This is a genomic window from Pseudomonas sp. GW821-FHT09C10, assembly GCF_059418085.1.
Window position 1 is genome coordinate 125,814 of record NZ_JBWKPE010000001.1, and the last position, 16,021, is coordinate 141,834.

Genomic DNA, 16,021 nt, shown 5'->3' on the forward strand with positions numbered 1-16,021 from the left:
TTCCAGATGAAAACCGGCAGGTAGTTGCTTCAATTGTCGTGAAGGCGATATCTGACAGGACGCACCTCTGGTTGCGTTATGTGGAGTGAAGCTAGGTGGGGAACGCTTACTGCATCAGCTTCATAACCGCGATCAGCACACCAACGGCGGCCGATAGCATGACACCCATGCGAATCGTAAGTCGCGCTTCGAGTTTCGAGAGCTCACCATGAAAACTCGCAAGCTCCGTTTTTACATTGGCAATATCAGCCTTTGTCGCGAGATAGGTATTCAAGTCAGACTCCATCGCATCAATGACCGCATTGATCTTTTGCTCGGGAACGTTGATTGAGGCTAACGCCTGGTATAGGCAATTTCGAGCTTCATAAGGCTTCCAACATAGCAAAGGCCGATTCCATACGGGAAGATGTGAGCGGTGCTGTGAGATGGACGGCTTTCCGAGTCCACCCTGGCGATAGTGTGATTGTGTCGGGAGAGCGATGTGAGGATCTACTGTCCGAACGGATAGGTGTGGGATCTGTAGTCCGCTATCGGCAAAGCGGATAGCCACTCCTTTTGGGAATGGCCATCCGGGGCTGATTTTTCATTTGGCAGATGGGGCTTCGCGCTCCAACACCATGTTGACCAGCAATTGTGCATCCTCAATCAGTTGAATAACCCCAAAGGCTTTCTGACGCTGCGCGTCATCGAGTTTGGCGATGTAGTCATAAGCCAGTGCGGTAGCTGATTGAAGAAACTCGCTGGCATGCACCAAGGCTTTTTCGTTGGTGATGTCTGGGCGTACGTTGAAAAGGCCCTGAGATGCATCTGCGTGGTTATCGTGATCATTCATACGCAAACCTCCCTTTGCGGGGGATACTTGAACAGCTACGGATTGATAGCTGACCAACTGAACGCGCTGACGGAAAGTTCCGATATGTGTAACGACATATTGATTAGACGTAGTGGGCGGTGCCCTGGCGTGAAAGGGGGATAAGTCATCTCCATATCCTCGGACAGTGATAAAACTGTCACCCGCCGTTCTGACACGGTATGGGTGGCAGACCGTGCGGGGGTCAGAAAACCGGCGTCCGAGGGAACCGGCCAGGTCGAAACCTGCCCCGCACGGCCCGCCATAGCAATGCAGCGGCCAGATGCATGTGCATCAAGGCTGCTTGATAGAAGGGCGTTACCGCGCCTCAGACGTTCGGGGTTCTGACACCCGGTCACAGCTCAGCTGTGACATGAAAAGCCTACCGTGCTGAAAAGCGTCTATCAAGACGGTTTGAGAATAACTGGCCACACTACATTCTTATCCGCTCGTTACGTGAATTTACTCGCCAACATTGCCGCCAATCAGCAGATCTATTCCGTGTGTTCGTTCGTCATCAGACGAAGATAGGGGTTATCAAACGACACCTGCGCCGAGACCGACTCCGGCCGTAGCAACAGATACCCATGCAGGCGTTTGCCTGGACGAGGCCCGCAGACTTCGCAGGTCCACAGATTGAGGTCGTTCGGACGTTTGCGGTGTTGCTTCAGTTGTTCAAACTGCTTCTGCAGCCATGACCAGTCACGCGGGTTTTTGCTGTGCGCATTGTTGGCGATTTCCGGGTGTTCCTGCAGATAGCGGTGAAAGATACCGGGGCTGACCAGGAACAGTGTGCCGTCAACGGTGTGCAACAGGGCTTTGCTGTCGTTCATGGCGAGGCGCTGCTCGCGTATTCCATCGCGCAGCCACTGCATGAATGGCAGGGCTGGGGCGTCTTCTGGCGGTTGAGTGGCTTCGTCAGACGCTGGTAACGGCGCTGCGCCCTTGGGTAGGTCAGGGACATCGTTTGGTTCATTTGAGTCGTTGTGCGCTGCCGTCTCCACCTGAACCCGACCGGCAAAGGCTGCTGGGCGTTGGTCCGGTTCCCAGATCAACGCGGGGGACAGTTTGAGCAGCGTAAACGTCTGCGTCCAGCCGCTGTCGCTTTGCACGGTGGCGCGCCAGATGGCTTTGCCGTCCGGGTTATCCAGCACCAGGCTGTGTTCCTGCAGGATGTTGAACAGAGTGGTATTGCGCTCGGGAATGCCGCTGATGCCTTGGGACAGCAGGTGAGCGCGCAGCTTGTCTGAAACGGTTTTGCTCACCAGCCAGAGTGCATCGTCGGTGAGCCAGCCGTCGGAGGCTTCGGGTTGGTTGAGCTTGATCACGTCGTGCAGCAGGTAACGCAGGCCGTAAATCAGCTTGCGTTGCAGGGCGTGACGGGGTGCGGCCAGTGCCTGCACCGGATCGCCACCGAGGGCGCGGGCGACGGAGGCTTGGTCGGCGCGGATTACTAGTTCGCCCAAGATGCCGGCGTGTTCGTAATGCCCGGCCAAGGCGTGCAGCAAGGCGGCCCACAGTTCCGGGAAGCCGCTGAGCCAGTCCAGCGGTTCGCGGCCAAGCACGGAGCTGGCCAGCAGCCCGGCTGCGGCGCCATGCAGGCGGTACTGCCGGTCCGGGTTATGGCGGAAGCGGTAGGGCTGTCGCAGCGGGCCGTGCCATGGATTCCAACGATGACCGGCCTGGTCTTCCACCACCAGGTCGGTGATCAACTTGCCGATGTCGTGCAGCAGGGCGGCATAGGCGATGCCGGCAGTCCAGGCTTCGGCATGTTGGGTTTGGATCTCGGGTGGCGAACCCAGCGGCAACAGGTGTGACTGGCGCAGCTTCAGGGCGCAGACGACGATTTCCAGGCCGTGGTCCAACAACCCGCCAGGATGGGCGTGGTGATGGCTTTGTGAGGCGGGGAAGTGCTGGACCAGTTCGGCATAGCGTTCCAGTGGGGCGCGGTACAACACGGCGAATTGTGCTGGGGAGACGGCGGTGCGTTGCCAGATTTGCTCCATCAGTGTTCGGCGATGGGGCGCGGCCAACAATGCCGCTGCCGACTGCGGATACAGCCAGCCGCTGGGCAGTTCGATGTCAGCAGAAGTGGACGATTCAGTTGCCCCTTTTCGGGGGCGTAACCATCGAAACATGGCAACACTCCGAAGTGTGCACGGCGGGATTGCCTTTTGCCTTTTCTGGATAGAGCCTTTGCCATTGATGAACCCTTCCGTTGCGTCCCTTGCGCCCGCCGTTTCAAGCCATTTTTGCTGACGGGCGGCACGCACATCCCAGGAACGCTGTGGTATCCATTGTTACTCGTCCGTCCTCGAACTGGAGTGCTGAAAAGCCCATTGTCGTAGAGGTGAATGCCATGAGCGGTCATTCAACAAACAGTAAAGCCGAGCGTGTCGGGCGCTGGCTGGGTAGAGCCTATAGAAGCCTGCTGCGACAGGAACAGCGGTTGCGCTTGTGGCTGGTTGGGCTTGGGATTCCCGCACCGGGTGCCAGGGTCTTCGCCTGGTGCCTGCGCTTTAGCGTGATTGTCTTGCTGCTGAGCTTTTCCATCGTGCTAACGGTGATTTTCTGCGGCCTATGGCTAATCGGTCGAGGTGTTGCTCGAAGCGACCTGTCTTGGGACAAGGATCATCCGACTTGGCGATATGGTCTTTCCGGTTTCGGTCTTTATGACAAGTACGATACGCGAATCGACCCTCACGACAGTGGGGATTCATGAGCGTAAACTCACTTCACTGCTCTCATGGCTGTGTCGCTGCCTTTAGACCCTGCCTCCTTAGCACCGCTGACCCCGCCAGCGAGTCCTTCAACAATGTTGCCTGCTCGCAGTCCAGTCCAAGTTAATGCCGCGACCCAGAAGGTGGGCAGTACCAAGAACATCATCGCCATGACGAAATTCAGCAACATATCCCCAAACGAATTGTTCAACCCAAACAGCACATTGAAGTTGCTGTGCGGCGAGCCGCTGCCGTAGAGCGCGTCGAGAATGGTGCTGTCGATCCAGCGTGCCAACTGAAACCAGAAATCCACGAAGAACAGCGCAAACTGCACGCAACTGGCGGTCACCAAGGTCTTCAGATCATAGGTGCCGATCACCAGCACCAACGGTAGACAGATCACCAAGGCCATCTTCAGGAATGACAACACCATCGGTAGCGCCTGGCGCACCACATCCATTGCTGGGAAGAAGCCCAGCGAGCCCACGGTCAGGCCCAGGTCGGCGGTGGCGCGGGTGACGAGGTTGGGGATGCTCTTTTCAACCTGTCCGCCATAGTCGTTGTACACCTGGCCCTGGTTCATCACCTGCTGCCGAGGCGCGGCTACTGCTCTGATCACCGCGTCATCGACTTGCACGCGGGGGATAAAACTGGCCCAGCGTGACAGGCGCGTCAGCAGGTCCGCATCTACTTGCTGCAACAGGCGCAAGCGTAGGCCGCTGTCGCCATCTGTCCACCATTGCCGGCAACCCGGATAGCCGCCACCGTCCGGTACCTGTGCCAGTCCCGCATCGCGGTTGACGTCATATGGCCAGGCACTGCGCGGGGTGTTGGAGCGGTAGCGGTCGTAGAAACCGGGGGTGTCGAGGAAGTAGCGTGAGCCGATCCAGCCCACATCGTTCATCTGTTCGTCGCTCAGTTGCGGGCGGTCCATGAACAGCCGCGCACGGGCGCGGGCGTAGCAGTCGCGAGTGAAGTCGGCGACTTCCTGGGCCAGCAGCGGATCATCGATCCGCGCGCTGTCGATGGCCATGCGCATCTGCCGCAGGTCCGCGCCACAGGGGATCGAAGCTACTGCCGCGCCGGTCACCGCTTTGGACAGTGAGTGCATAAAAAACCACCACACTGGCACCTCGGCGCTCTGGTTGTTGAGGGTGGTAAAGGCACTTTCCCAACCAGTTTCCGTGGGCGCGACGACGCGCACCTGGCATTGCTGCGAGCGGCTTTCATCGAACTTCAGGGTGCTCAGGTCCACTGGGATAAACGGAATGGCCGCGAACAGAATCACCACGATGGCTACCCACACCCGGTTCTCGATACGCATCGCCGAAAGCACACCCTTGTTGCCTTCATCGGCCCCTTCGGCGCGGGCGCGCAGCCATTCCTGCAGGATGATCGCGAGAAACGGCAGCGCATATACACCGCTGGCCACCAACACCTGCCATAGGCCGTTGTTGACGATCCAGCCCACCAAAGTTAGGTAATACTCCAGGTAGTCGGTGGTGGTCAGGGTCATGTGGCCTCCGGTCCCGAAAGGGCATTGCTGACTTCCAGCAGTACCAGTGCGGCCACGCCCGCCCATTCGGCACGGCGCAGACGCGCGGCGGCGTCTGGCTCGCGTTGCAGCAGGCGAGTGCGCATCCAGTGCCAGCCGTAGATCAGCGCCGCGTACAGGCCCAGGCGCCAGAACAACAAGCCCAGTGTGTGATTGCGCAACCAGTTGCTCCAGGCCTGCACATCGCCCAGCAGGCGGATGGCGAGCACATTGATCAGGAGGGTCGCGACGACCAGGCCCAAGGCCCACGCCGCACCACGACCCAGCGGGCGCAGGTACTTGACGTCTGGCCAGCGCATCTCAGCGGCCTCCCTCGGTGGGCTGTTCGATCTGCTCGATACGGTTGCGTTGCGGATCGCCCTGATACACGCCGCGCGAACCTTCGATGCGCAGTTGATTGCGCCGCAGTATCTCGCTTGCTGCATTGGCCGCCAGGGTGCGACGCAGCTCCAGTTCGGTCTTCAGGTTCTGGATTTCCAGGGTCAGCATGTCGCTCTCCTGGGCCACTGCCTGTTGCGCCAGGTCGTTGGCTGCCACATTCGGCTCCTGGCGCCCGGTCAGCAGCGTGCGCTGCAACAGCAGGGCTTTTTCCAGCACGCTGGACAACGCCACTTCGGAGGCCAGGCGCTTGCCCAGCAGATCCTGGTCCGGTTCCTCGCGCAGCGCCTCGACCAGTCCGCGCGTCACCGGCAATGCATTGCTGCCGGCGGCATCCAGATTGGCCGGGGTGGTCGGCACGCGCTTGCTGACCAGATCCAACAACGACTTGAGCTTGGCGTCGTACTCTTCCTGAATCAGCGGGGTCAGCCCGGTGCCCGGCGTGCTGTCGGTCTTGCTGCAATCGTCGCAGGTGCGCTGTACTTGTTCGCCCAACACGCGGTTGGCCCAGTCGGCCGCGGCCTGGGGTGACGGCCAGCTCTGGCAGCTCAAGCGGCCGCCGCAACTGGCGCTGGGAATCGAGGAGGTGTCGGTGGCGCTGCGGCCGTTGAGCAGGTTGTAGCCGGCGCGGGTCACATCACCGACCACCTTGATCGGCGCCTGTCCGCTGCCACCGGCTTGCTCGCCGCCGACCCAAGGCACGCCACGGTTGCCGCGCTTGGCCTCGGTCTGTTCAATCGCAGCCACGGCATCGGTCTTGCTGGTGGTTTCTTTCAGCGCCATGCCTTCGGCCAATTGCTCCCAGCCAGACTGGTTGCCAGCGATATCGGCCATGCGGTTGGCAATCGCACGGCACGTGGTCTTGGAACGGTCAAAATCCAGCCGCGCCTGCAAAATTCCGTTGGTCAGCAGGTTGTAGAGGCCGGGATTGGCACGCTGGATGATCAGGGCGGGCAGGGACGCGACGGCGCTGGTGGCGTTCTGGATCACGCTGCTCATGATCGACTGGAAACCGTTGGTGATGCCGTTCAACTGATTCTGCAACGTGGTCTCCAGGCTCATGTCACCGCAGATCATATTGCTGCTCCAGCCCACGCCGACGCCGAGGCTGCGCATATTCGCCCCTGGGCCCATCGGCACGGCGCGGCCGCCACCGATGCTGTACAGCACGTCGTCGCCGATCACACTGCCGCTGGCGCCGAAGTTGGGATCGTCCGCGTAGGCCGGGTAGCACAGCAGCCCGAAGATCAGCAGGGCGGCGGGGTAGTGGGTCTTCATTGTTTAACTCCCTGTGTCGGTGCTGCCGAGAAAAAATTGGCCCTCGCGCTTGCAGCAGCTATACGGGCGCCACAAACTCCAGGCATACGCGCCGTCCTCGGCCTGCGGCAACGCCTCGCTATTGGGGAACACCGCGCAGTTCATCGACAGGTCCGGTTGCAGCCGCTGCCACTTGCCGCTGTCGGCATCGTTCTCACGCAGTGCGCCGGCCGGCCAATAACCCGGTTGCGCCCGGGCCAGCAAGGACTGATACAGATGTGGCTGACCGCTGCGGGTGACAACATCGCCTGCGCGCTGGGCGACCACGGCCGCCGCCTTGTAGTCGTCGGCCTGCAGCAGGAAGCCGCCGCGCGGATACACGCTGCCCCACAGATCCCCGGTGACACCCACCTCACGCTGACCGGGTGTCAATGCCTCTGGATAGACCATCTCGGGAACGTTGTAGCGCCAGGCGGGGACGTCGAAACTGCTCAGCAGATACGGCCTATACGCGGTGCCTGCCCCAGTGCAGCTGTAGCCGAACTGGCTGGCGAAGCGATTGAACAACAGCGTGCCCGGATGGCCGATCACGTCCGCATTCTTGAACTTGAGTAGTGCGTTTTCGTTGGACTGATTGGTGGTGCTGTCGCCGCCGCCTTGAGCCGAAGGATTGGCCGGGCTCATCAACGCGACTTCGCGCCAGGGGTTCGCGCCGGTGTCGGCATAGCTCGACACCACCGCGTCCGGCACGTAGTGACGCACTTTCACCGAGGTTTTGACCTTGCAGCCGTAGGGTGTGCAGCGCAGCCAGTAGCACACGCCGACAATGCGGTAGGCCAGGCAGTCCGGGGACAGACTGGAGCTGATCAGGGTGGCGCTATCGATGGCGGTGGCGCTGCCGGCGGTGGCCAGCAGGGCGAGGCTCAACGAGCCGTGCCGCAAGCGTTGACGTGGGTCCATCAGGCAACTACCGGTTGAATGATCAGAAGGTAGTTGAGCGCCGGCTACCGGCGATGTCGCGAGGAAAAGCGGGGCGGCTTACACCCCTACTATGTTGGCAGTTCATAGATTCGATAATGTGGATAGCCCGGCGCGCGGCGCCCTGCATCGGATGTCGGGCTTACTCGTGGGGGTTAAACGGTTACAGCAGGATACGAGGGTTCATGAACGTTGAGCAGTTGAACACGCGGCCCTTGGCGGCGTTGATCTTATGTATCAGCAGAACGTTTGGGTGTGGCGCAACATGATGACTGTGGGCCTACCAGGCAGATAGTTTGATACGGCGGTTTCAAGTCACGGAGTCGGCTATTCGATTTTTTGATGTGTTCTGAAAATCACGTAGGAATTTTTTACGATCGCGCAGAGGCAACAATAAGGCCGCTGCGAAAGTACCGCAGCGGCCATTGGCGCTCGCGTAATGCAATCATGCCGCTGGGAATTGCTTCTCAAGGGTCTGATCGACCAGCATCTTTGCCATTTCTACGAGCTGCAGTATGCCCAGCGCCTTGTCGCGTTGGGCACCTACCAACTCGAAGGCACCGTAATAGCCCATGCTGACTGCGGAGGCCAGTAGTTCACTGGCATTGGTCAAGGCATCTTCCGGGCTAATTCCAGGGCGTACATTGAATATATTGGACGACGCGCTCTTCATGGGGAGGTCGTTGTTCATGACAAAACCTCCGCTGGCGCAGAACCTCGAAACCATCGTGCGAGGTTGCTTCGGGACAGTTTGGATCTGATAGCGATGTTTACCGGGCGGCGCCCTGGCGTAAAAGGGGGATAGGCCATTCTCCTTATCTCCAACGTGTGGTTAAGGAACTACCACCCGCCGTTGCGACACGGAAAAGGTGGCAGACCGTACGAGGGTCGCAAACCGGCACACGAAGGCAAACCGGCCAGGCCGAAGCCTGCCCCGCACGGCCTGCCATAGAAGGACAGTCGCCGGCTTGAAAAAGCGTCGACCACTGTCATATGGCGCTGAACCGCGCCTTCGTGCGATTGCAGGTTGCGACACCCGGCCACAACAGCGTTGTGACGCGGTTAGCCTATTCCCGAGTCATCGTAAGTCAACACTAGGTATTGAATGGCAGAGGCGTGTGCTATCAAGAATTTAGATCATTGGCCAACCAGCGTGGGTAAATCTTCCGGCCAGCTCTGAGCCTCATGCAACACGCGCAAGATCCGCACACGCTCATCATGGATTCTGTAGGCGACGATGTAAGGCGTGCGATTGATCACCAGCTCGCGTGTGCCGAGACAACGGCCACGGCGACCGCTCTCAGGAAACTGAGCCAGTCGCTGGGTCTGTTCGGCAATTCGGCTATCTACCTCAATGGCGGCACGCGGGTTGTCCTGCTCAATGAAATCGAAGATCGCATCGCGATCCTTAAGAGCCCAAGGCGACCACTCCAACTTCACGCCTCACCACCTTCCGACAGCTTGCGCTGGGCTTTGGCACGGCGCTTGGCGAAGTGAGCCTCGACGTCCTCGGCGGCAATCGCTGGGCGAGGGTCGTCCAGTGCCTCCTGCACTTTGGCGCGGAACCAGGCGTCATAAGTGCCGGGGTCTGTGGCAAACCCAAAGGGCAGGGCGCCTTCATTGGCGACGCGGGTGAGCAGGATACGCACGGCGTCGGAGACCGTCAGCCCGAGGTTGCGCAGGACCGCCGTGGCACGGTCTTTCACGTCCGGGTCGATGCGGATCTGGATCAGGGCATTGCTGGCCATGGCTGAGGTTCCTGGGGTGGGCTTGGGTAGAATGTAATTCAACTGAATGACAATTTCCATGCCGTTCAGCCCATTTCCGGCAGATCGATGACCAGCGGTTCGATCCCTCGGATGCCATCCAGTTGGGCTGCGACCCGGAACGCTGCTGCCAGCTCATCAATGCCATGAGCCTGCATCAACTGGTGACGCTGGTGCTTTTCCTCCGGCTCGGTCATCGCCATCGCCAAGTACAGGCTGGGTGGCACCGCACGAAACAGCACCTCCATGGATTTGGACAGGATGACCCCCTCCGAGAACTTGCCCGCCTCCTTGCGCGCACTGCGCATCAGAGCTTTCTGAGCCGGGGTCAGTGCACGAAAACGCGCGATCTTCTCCACCTCATCCGGCGGCATGCTCAGGCAGATCCACCACTCGATCATGTTCAACATTGGTTCGGCAGCCTTGGGCAGGTCGTCGAGGTTTTGCGTGGCCAGCCAGAACCAGGCGCCGAGCTTGCGCCACATCTTGGTGATCTTCACCACATAGGGCGCCAGCAACGGGTTCTTGGTGATGATGTGACCCTCGTCGGTGACATTGACGATCGGGCGGCCGAGCATCTGGTCGCGTTCGGCCAGGTTGTTCACCGCGTTGATCAGCGAGATATAGGCGATCGACAACTGCGCGTTGTAGCCCTCACGGGCGTAGGTGGCTAGGTCGACCAGGGTGACATCGGCTTCGGGCCAGGGTGTGCCGTCGCGATTGAACAGCTCGCCGTCGCTGCCCTGGCAGAATAGGTCCATGGCATCGGCCATTTCCAGCAGGCGCACGCGGCGAGATTCGGGTAAGGCAAGATCCTGACCCATGGCGCGCAGGGCGTTGCGCACGTCTTCGGTCAGCACCGTGCGTTGCTGGCTGGCGCAGTGATGGGCCGCATCCAGAATGCTTTGCCTAATTAGGCTGCGGTCGGCGCGGGTCAGGCGCTGTTCTTCCTTGTCCTCGCCGCCGGTGATCATCAACCGCGCGGTAATTTCCAGTTCGCCCAACACATCGCGCTCGTCTTCCTGCTCGGAACCGTCCTCATCCAGGGCATCGGCATCCAGCGTCTTGACCTGGCTGGGGTTGTCCACGAGCCTGCGAGCATCGGCGAACGGCGCCAGGCTGACCCCGGCACCGGGGGCCAGTTTAAGCCGATGCACGCTCAGGCCCAGACGCTGGGCGAAGTCGGCGAACAGACCAAAGCTGTTGCCGGCTTCGACGATAAACAGCCGCGGCCGGTAGATCGCCATGATCTGGTTGAGCAGATTGTTCAAGGTCGCCGACTTGCCCGAGCCGGTCGGGCCAAACAGGAACAGGTGCGCGTTCATCTGCCGATCCAATCGGTTCAGCGGGTCGAAGGTGATCAGCCCGCCGCCCCGGTTGAATAAGGTGATGCCGGGGTGGCCGGTGCCTTCGCTGCGGCCCCAGACCGGCGCCAGGTTGGCGGCATGCTGGGCGAACACCAGTTGCGTGTACCACTGCCGCTTGTCCTGCTCCGGATCGAATACGCACGGCAGCCAGCGCAGGTAGCTGTTGAGCGGTGCTACCTCATCCTCTTCGCGCACCGGTTGCAGTCCGGCATTGAGCAGGGCGTTGGCCAGTTGCAGGCCGCGTGCGTCCAGCTCCGGCAGGTCACGGCTGCGCAGGTAGAACGCCAGCGACCCCCGATAGAGCTTGTGCGAGCGACCAATCAAACTGCGCGCCTGTTCGACATCTTCGCGGGTCTGTTGCGAATCCAGGGTGTCACCCACGGATTTATGGCTCAGGTGATTGAGCTGGGCTTCCAGGCGATCCTGCGGGGTGATGAGCAGGGTCAGGCACAGCACGGTGTCTTCCGGCAATTGATCGAATACCGCGTTGAGCGCATCGCCGCCTTTGGCAGTCTCGCCGGTGAGATGGCCGATGCCGGGCGGACTGCGCAGCCGGTCCAGGGTAACGACGCGGTGCGGTTGTTCATCGAACCACCACACGCCGTGCTCGGTATCCGAGCGCGGTTGGCGAAAGAACAGGCGTTGGGCGAAGTCGCTGCCGCAGGCCAGTTCCAGTTCATCGGCATCCGGGGTAGGGGGCAGCTCAGCCAGTCGATAGAAACGCCGCCGCGCCTCGGCGTCTGTGCCCAGCCAGTTGGGGGCGGGGTTGAACCAGCGCAGCAACCAGGCATGGATCGCGGCGGCCTCCAGGCGGCGGGCGTGCACACCGGCATTGGCGAGGCCACCGAGCAGGCGCTCACAGATGGCCGTCAATGCCGCTTCCGGCGGCAGGCCACGTCGTGACGGGGGGCCTGCCGTGCGCCGGTACACCACCAGCCGCGTGCGGCGGCGTTGACCGCGCCAGGGCAGGTGGCTGACGGTTGTGTCCTCGAACAGCCCGCCGGGTTTGGCCACGGCCTGCAGATGTTGCTGCATGGAACGCCAATAGAACGCGCTGAACGCGGTGCCTTGCGCCCGTGGTTGCATATAAGCCCGCAGCCCGGTGAGATACTCGTCCCAATCGGTCTCGTCCTGGGCGTAGAGCTGCACCACCCACGGCTGCTGGTCCAGTTCATCGAAACTGTCCTGCAAGGCGTTTTCCAGCGCGTCGCGCACGCTGCACAACCACTCGGCCTCGCGGCCCTCGGTGCCGATAGCGCTTAGTTCAAAGAACGCCGCGACCGATTGACCGTCATCCAGCAGCAGGCTCTGCGAGTCGGGCAAATATTCGACCCAGGGCAGCAGATCGACAAAGGACGGCGGCGAGGCATACAGCTGCTGTTCGTCGGCGCGGGTCGCAGGACGGCGAGTGGGGTCACGTCTCGGTGCGGGGATGCCCAAGCCGCGCAGCCGAGCCAGATAGCGTTGCCAGGCATTCCCCGGACGACGCTGTACGCGTTTCATCAGTAGTCCTCGACCCGCTCGCCGGGCAGGGCGTAGTGCACCCGCTGATACAGCGAGAACACCGTGCTGTAGCCTGGTACCGGGACCGACTCTGTGCCGGCCAAATGCGGGAACATATACATCACCAGGTCCGGGTTGGGCAGGCGCTGGAACTGGCGGTAGATCTCGTTTTGCGCGGTGCGGGTGTAGCCGCTCTGATCGACCATCGGCACCGGCGGCTGCAACGGTCGGCGCAGCGTTTGGCGGGCGTCCAGCAGGCGGCGCATCGAAGAACCACCGTCGGTCTGTTGGTTCCAGATATCCAGCATTGTGGAATCGCCGTGGGGTAGTACCTTCTCCGGGTTGGTGGCGCAGCCGCCCAGCAGCACCAAGGCGGAAAATAGCGTGGATTTAATCCAGTTCAACGACATGGCCGCTCTCTCCTCGATTGTGATCGACCCGGCGCCCGCTGGGGTTGTAATCGACCGTGATCGCCCGCTCGATATGTACCGCAACTTTGGCGCCAGGTTGCACGTATACCGCCGCGAAAGCCTGCCCGTAGAGCTTGTTGACCCACTGCGCCATCTCCTGCACCCCACCGGCCAGAATCCGTCCCAAAGCCTCGTTGGTGGTGATGCCCACCGTGCCCAGCGGATTGCCGGGGCTGGTGTAGGTCATGCTGTTATTGCCTTGAATCAGCGAGGCGGCGCCCGCTCCGGCGGCAGTGATCAGCGCCTGTGAGCCCAGGTACTGCTGGGCGTTGCTGCGGCGCTCACCGGCAACGCAGGGGATGCCGTAGGGATCGCTGATCCAGCCCAACCCCTGGCGGGTGTCGCTACTCTGCTCATCGTTGTCATTTTCGCGTTTGGCGCCTTTCGACGGCACCGTGCGCACCGTACCGTCACGGAACACAAAGGTCAGTGAGCGAATTTGCCCACGCACACACGACAGCGTCCAATCCCCTGAAGCCGTGCCGCTGACCACAGCGCCGGCCACTTCCGGCAGGTCGATGCCGTTGGCGGTGAGGTTGTCCGGGCCGATCAGCACTTTGAACGGGTAGGGATCGTTAACCGTACCTTCCACTGGCACGCGGCCGATCAACGCAGTCATCGCCACTGAGCCCATCAACGTGGCATTGGCCGGTACGGTATACATCGGTTGCAGTGCGGTTTTTTCACGCAACGCCTTGCTTGCGTTGTCGAGCCGGGCAGAGGTGTCTTCCAGTGGTTTTTGGGCGGGGCCGAATGAGGTGGGAAAGGTCAGTGGTTTGGAGGGCTTGTTTGCTGGGGCGCGGCCATCCTCGGGTTCGATCCAGATCAGTTGATCACGCATCAGACCTTGGTTATCGCTGTCCTCCAGACCCAGACCAACCGGCAGGTCGGTATTGCCCAGCGATTCCAGACGCTGCTGCAGCTCCTCGATCAGGCCACGGGTCTGACGTTGCGTTTCGGCCAACTGCTCGCGCCCGTCCTGCATGGCGCTCTGGAGGCGCAGCTCAATGGCGCCTTCGCGCTGACGCAGCCGTTCGTTCTCGGCCTTCTCCTGTTGATTGCTTTTCAGCGCACCCTGCAGCTCGCCGCGCAGCTGTTTGACCTGGGCAACCAGCGTGGCCACCGTATCGCGCGGGGTGTCGCCTTCGATGCCCAGTGCCTGCATTTCATCGCGGCTCAGCGGCTCGACGCGATTGCCTTCGCCGGCGTCATCCCGCGATGACCCGGCCCATTTCACCCCGACGTAGAGCAGCAGCAAAATCAGCGGCAGCATCAGCCACTTGAGCAGTCCGTTACTTTTCATCGTCGCGGCTCCGGGGCAGGTTCAGCGCCGCATCCACCGGGCTGAGACTTGGCAACAGCGACCCGGCCAAACCGTGGCTGCGGGTGACCAGATACACCACGCTGGTGTCAGTGGCGTCGCCTTTGGGGCCAAGGTCGAGATGCTGGAAGGTGGCGCTGACGAAATCCCCTTGCAGGCGGCGCGGATCCAGCTCAATCCAGCGCGGCGAGGTGTTGCGCAGTCGCACCGCAGTGACCCACAAGTCCTCCAATCGCCAGGCCGCCAGTGCGCGATAGGCCAGCGGCAGCTCCGGCATCAAGGTGTCCAGCACCAAGTCATCGCGCAGGGGCACCGTGGTCACGCCGGGCACCGGTTCGAGCGTGCGCAACGGTGCATACAGGCTTTGTGCGGCATAGCGGGTCAGCGCCACGGGCAGCGGCGTTGGCGGGGCAGGGCGTGCAACGGTAGCCTCCACCTCGTCGCGGGGTGTCGACCGTTCGGCCTCAACAATGCGCACCGCCTCCAGCGGCGGCTCACCGGTTCTGGCCGGCTCGGCGACGATGTCCAGCAGGATCAACGTGCCATCGTCGGCGTCCTGCAGTTGCAGGCGGCTGGGCGCGATAGCTTCGTTCGCCAGCAGGTACAGCGCGCCGCCGGCGCTTTGCACGCGCAGTTTGCCTTGCAGTGACGCCGGTAGGCCGACGCGCACATTGCGCTCGATAAACACCACGCGTTCCTGACCGACCTGCAACGGCACCGCCAACGGCAAACGCTCCCAGCGCAGGATTTCCACCGCAGTGGCCAGCGGGCTGACCAGCAAAAACAGGGCACTGCACAGCAATCGTTTCATGGTGTGGACTCCTCACCGTTGTCATCTGGGGTGCGGCCAATGCGTTGCGGTGCTTGGCTGTAGCAGTCCAGCGCCAGACCGAAGGGGTTGCGCTCCGGGTCGATGTCCAGCCGCACCACCTTCAGCGAATAGCGCACCAACGCTCGCTTGACCTGTTCGGCGCCGTAATACTCATCGGCGCTCAAGTCCAGGGTGACGATCCAGTCGTCATCGGAAAGGGCCTTGACCCGCGTCATCGGGTTGTCGCCGTAGCCGCGGCCGGGAATCTCATAGACCCCACGCACCCGCTGGCGCAGCTCGCCGCTGTCGCGCCGGCGCCCGGCTTCGTCGAGCAGAAACACCCGGCAGGCCGGGGTCAGGTAAGAGGACAGCGCGCGGATATTGCGTGGGTAGTCGTCTTCGCCATTGGTGGGCCAACGGTGGAGCTGCTGGAAGATGTAGAAGGCAAAGCTGTACACCGTGCCGGGCGGCACTTCCCACCACTTGCGCACACTGCCCGAGCGCAGATCTGGCGGAATGTGGATCGTCAGATCACGCGGCGCATTCCACCAACCGACCGCCAGTAATGCCGCCAGCCCCAGCAACGCCAACCCGCCCAGGCGCAGGGTGCGCACATGGGCCTGCAGGTGCGTGACCTCATTCTTGAACCGGCTCATGCTTGGCTCCGGCGTGTGCGCCAGGCGCCCGAGCGCAGAATCAAACCTTCACCGCCGACGTAGCGGGCCAGCAGCGGATAGCGCTGACACAGCCTCCATTGCAACTGCCGATACAACCAGGCATCCGGCCGGCCGCGCTTCTGACGGCGCAGCAAGCCACCGCCGAAAAACACCCCGCACACCACCGCGATCAGCATCAACGTGGGCACCATCGCCACGCTGCGGCTCAGCCAGGCCAACGGCAACCCGGCGAGCGCCCCCAGCGCGGCGCTGATCCCGGTGCAGGCCCATAGCTCATCGGCCGTCAGTCCGCGCACCACCACCGGTTGGCGGTTCAGGCGATGGGGTAAAAAGGTCAGGGTCTGATCGGATCGCGATGTGCTCAGCAT

General features: G+C 61.7%; 17 protein-coding genes. 1 reads left to right on the forward strand and 16 read right to left on the reverse strand.

The features are described from left to right. Nucleotides 1–106: 106 nt before the first annotated feature. The 3 genes from AC07OT_RS00490 to mobH form a co-directional block, all read right to left on the reverse strand. A complete protein-coding gene (locus AC07OT_RS00490; RefSeq protein ID WP_495107095.1) occupies nt 107–385 on the reverse strand; it encodes a hypothetical protein in 279 nt (92 codons plus the stop codon). A gap of 198 nt (nt 386–583) precedes the next feature. Continuing rightward, nucleotides 584–832, reverse strand: coding sequence for a DUF6124 family protein (locus AC07OT_RS00495; protein ID WP_253490366.1), 249 nt, complete (start codon nt 830–832; stop codon nt 584–586). Between the two features lie 512 nt (nt 833–1,344). Then, on the reverse strand, nt 1,345–2,988 hold the full coding sequence (mobH, locus tag AC07OT_RS00500; RefSeq protein WP_495107096.1) for a MobH family relaxase: 1,644 nt from the start codon (nt 2,986–2,988) through the stop codon (nt 1,345–1,347). A 221-nt stretch (nt 2,989–3,209) separates the two neighbouring features. Between mobH and AC07OT_RS00505 the strand changes: the two genes are divergently transcribed. Continuing rightward, nucleotides 3,210–3,572 (forward strand): DUF3742 family protein, encoded by a 363-nt coding sequence (locus AC07OT_RS00505; RefSeq protein ID WP_495107097.1) that lies wholly within the window; start codon nt 3,210–3,212, stop codon nt 3,570–3,572. Between the two features lie 8 nt (nt 3,573–3,580). On the opposite strand, the gene AC07OT_RS00510 is transcribed toward AC07OT_RS00505, so the two are convergent. From AC07OT_RS00510 to AC07OT_RS00570, 13 genes are all read right to left on the reverse strand, one after another. Next, nucleotides 3,581–5,086, reverse strand: coding sequence for a conjugal transfer protein TraG N-terminal domain-containing protein (locus AC07OT_RS00510; RefSeq protein ID WP_495107098.1), 1,506 nt, complete (start codon nt 5,084–5,086; stop codon nt 3,581–3,583). After that, on the reverse strand, nt 5,083–5,424 hold the full coding sequence (locus AC07OT_RS00515; RefSeq protein WP_495107099.1) for a hypothetical protein: 342 nt from the start codon (nt 5,422–5,424) through the stop codon (nt 5,083–5,085). Before AC07OT_RS00515 ends, AC07OT_RS00510 begins: the two co-directional genes overlap by 4 nt. 1 nt (nt 5,425) lies before the next feature. After that, the gene (locus AC07OT_RS00520; protein WP_495107100.1) at nt 5,426–6,781 is read right to left on the reverse strand and encodes an integrating conjugative element protein; all 1,356 of its coding nucleotides are present in this window, start codon (nt 6,779–6,781) and stop codon (nt 5,426–5,428) included. A gap of 3 nt (nt 6,782–6,784) precedes the next feature. After that, nucleotides 6,785–7,720, reverse strand: coding sequence for a TIGR03756 family integrating conjugative element protein (locus tag AC07OT_RS00525; RefSeq protein ID WP_495107101.1), 936 nt, complete (start codon nt 7,718–7,720; stop codon nt 6,785–6,787). A 463-nt stretch (nt 7,721–8,183) separates the two neighbouring features. Continuing rightward, nucleotides 8,184–8,429, reverse strand: coding sequence for a DUF6124 family protein (locus AC07OT_RS00530; protein WP_495107102.1), 246 nt, complete (start codon nt 8,427–8,429; stop codon nt 8,184–8,186). 446 nt (nt 8,430–8,875) lie between these two features. Further along, a complete protein-coding gene (locus AC07OT_RS00535) occupies nt 8,876–9,178 on the reverse strand; it encodes a type II toxin-antitoxin system RelE/ParE family toxin (RefSeq protein WP_495107103.1) in 303 nt (100 codons plus the stop codon). Further along, nucleotides 9,175–9,486, reverse strand: coding sequence for a type II toxin-antitoxin system RelB/DinJ family antitoxin (locus AC07OT_RS00540; protein ID WP_495107104.1), 312 nt, complete (start codon nt 9,484–9,486; stop codon nt 9,175–9,177). The genes AC07OT_RS00535 and AC07OT_RS00540 overlap by 4 nt, the downstream gene beginning before the upstream one ends. A 65-nt stretch (nt 9,487–9,551) precedes the next feature. Further along, nucleotides 9,552–12,374, reverse strand: a complete 2,823-nt coding sequence (locus AC07OT_RS00545) for a conjugative transfer ATPase (protein WP_495107105.1) — start codon at nt 12,372–12,374, stop codon at nt 9,552–9,554. Then, on the reverse strand, nt 12,374–12,784 hold the full coding sequence (locus AC07OT_RS00550; RefSeq protein WP_495107106.1) for a TIGR03751 family conjugal transfer lipoprotein: 411 nt from the start codon (nt 12,782–12,784) through the stop codon (nt 12,374–12,376). Before AC07OT_RS00550 ends, AC07OT_RS00545 begins: the two co-directional genes overlap by 1 nt. Further along, on the reverse strand, nt 12,765–14,147 hold the full coding sequence (locus AC07OT_RS00555) for a TIGR03752 family integrating conjugative element protein (RefSeq protein ID WP_495107107.1): 1,383 nt from the start codon (nt 14,145–14,147) through the stop codon (nt 12,765–12,767). The genes AC07OT_RS00550 and AC07OT_RS00555 overlap by 20 nt, the downstream gene beginning before the upstream one ends. Next, a complete protein-coding gene (locus tag AC07OT_RS00560) occupies nt 14,137–14,976 on the reverse strand; it encodes a TIGR03749 family integrating conjugative element protein (protein WP_495107108.1) in 840 nt (279 codons plus the stop codon). Before AC07OT_RS00560 ends, AC07OT_RS00555 begins: the two co-directional genes overlap by 11 nt. After that, nucleotides 14,973–15,632: a PFL_4703 family integrating conjugative element protein gene (locus AC07OT_RS00565; protein ID WP_495107109.1), complete on the reverse strand. Its 660-nt coding sequence runs from the start codon at nt 15,630–15,632 to the stop codon at nt 14,973–14,975. The genes AC07OT_RS00560 and AC07OT_RS00565 overlap by 4 nt, the downstream gene beginning before the upstream one ends. Continuing rightward, a complete protein-coding gene (locus AC07OT_RS00570) occupies nt 15,629–16,021 on the reverse strand; it encodes a TIGR03750 family conjugal transfer protein (RefSeq protein ID WP_253490344.1) in 393 nt (130 codons plus the stop codon). The genes AC07OT_RS00565 and AC07OT_RS00570 overlap by 4 nt, the downstream gene beginning before the upstream one ends.

Bases quoted from the DNA above. Each gene is read 5' to 3' on its own strand.
- AC07OT_RS00495 (WP_253490366.1), bottom strand. From the start codon at position 832: ATGAATGATCACGATAACCACGCAGATGCATCTCAGGGCCTTTTCAAC.
- mobH (WP_495107096.1), bottom strand. From the start codon at position 2,988: ATGTTTCGATGGTTACGCCCCCGAAAAGGGGCAACTGAATCGTCCACT.
- AC07OT_RS00505 (WP_495107097.1), top strand. From the start codon at position 3,210: ATGAGCGGTCATTCAACAAACAGTAAAGCCGAGCGTGTCGGGCGCTGG.
- AC07OT_RS00510 (WP_495107098.1), bottom strand. From the start codon at position 5,086: ATGACCCTGACCACCACCGACTACCTGGAGTATTACCTAACTTTGGTG.
- AC07OT_RS00515 (WP_495107099.1), bottom strand. From the start codon at position 5,424: ATGCGCTGGCCAGACGTCAAGTACCTGCGCCCGCTGGGTCGTGGTGCG.
- AC07OT_RS00520 (WP_495107100.1), bottom strand. From the start codon at position 6,781: ATGAAGACCCACTACCCCGCCGCCCTGCTGATCTTCGGGCTGCTGTGC.
- AC07OT_RS00525 (WP_495107101.1), bottom strand. From the start codon at position 7,720: ATGGACCCACGTCAACGCTTGCGGCACGGCTCGTTGAGCCTCGCCCTG.
- AC07OT_RS00530 (WP_495107102.1), bottom strand. From the start codon at position 8,429: ATGAACAACGACCTCCCCATGAAGAGCGCGTCGTCCAATATATTCAAT.
- AC07OT_RS00540 (WP_495107104.1), bottom strand. From the start codon at position 9,486: ATGGCCAGCAATGCCCTGATCCAGATCCGCATCGACCCGGACGTGAAA.
- AC07OT_RS00545 (WP_495107105.1), bottom strand. From the start codon at position 12,374: ATGAAACGCGTACAGCGTCGTCCGGGGAATGCCTGGCAACGCTATCTG.
- AC07OT_RS00550 (WP_495107106.1), bottom strand. From the start codon at position 12,784: ATGTCGTTGAACTGGATTAAATCCACGCTATTTTCCGCCTTGGTGCTG.
- AC07OT_RS00555 (WP_495107107.1), bottom strand. From the start codon at position 14,147: ATGAAAAGTAACGGACTGCTCAAGTGGCTGATGCTGCCGCTGATTTTG.
- AC07OT_RS00560 (WP_495107108.1), bottom strand. From the start codon at position 14,976: ATGAAACGATTGCTGTGCAGTGCCCTGTTTTTGCTGGTCAGCCCGCTG.
- AC07OT_RS00565 (WP_495107109.1), bottom strand. From the start codon at position 15,632: ATGAGCCGGTTCAAGAATGAGGTCACGCACCTGCAGGCCCATGTGCGC.
- AC07OT_RS00570 (WP_253490344.1), bottom strand. From the start codon at position 16,021: ATGCTGAGCACATCGCGATCCGATCAGACCCTGACCTTTTTACCCCAT.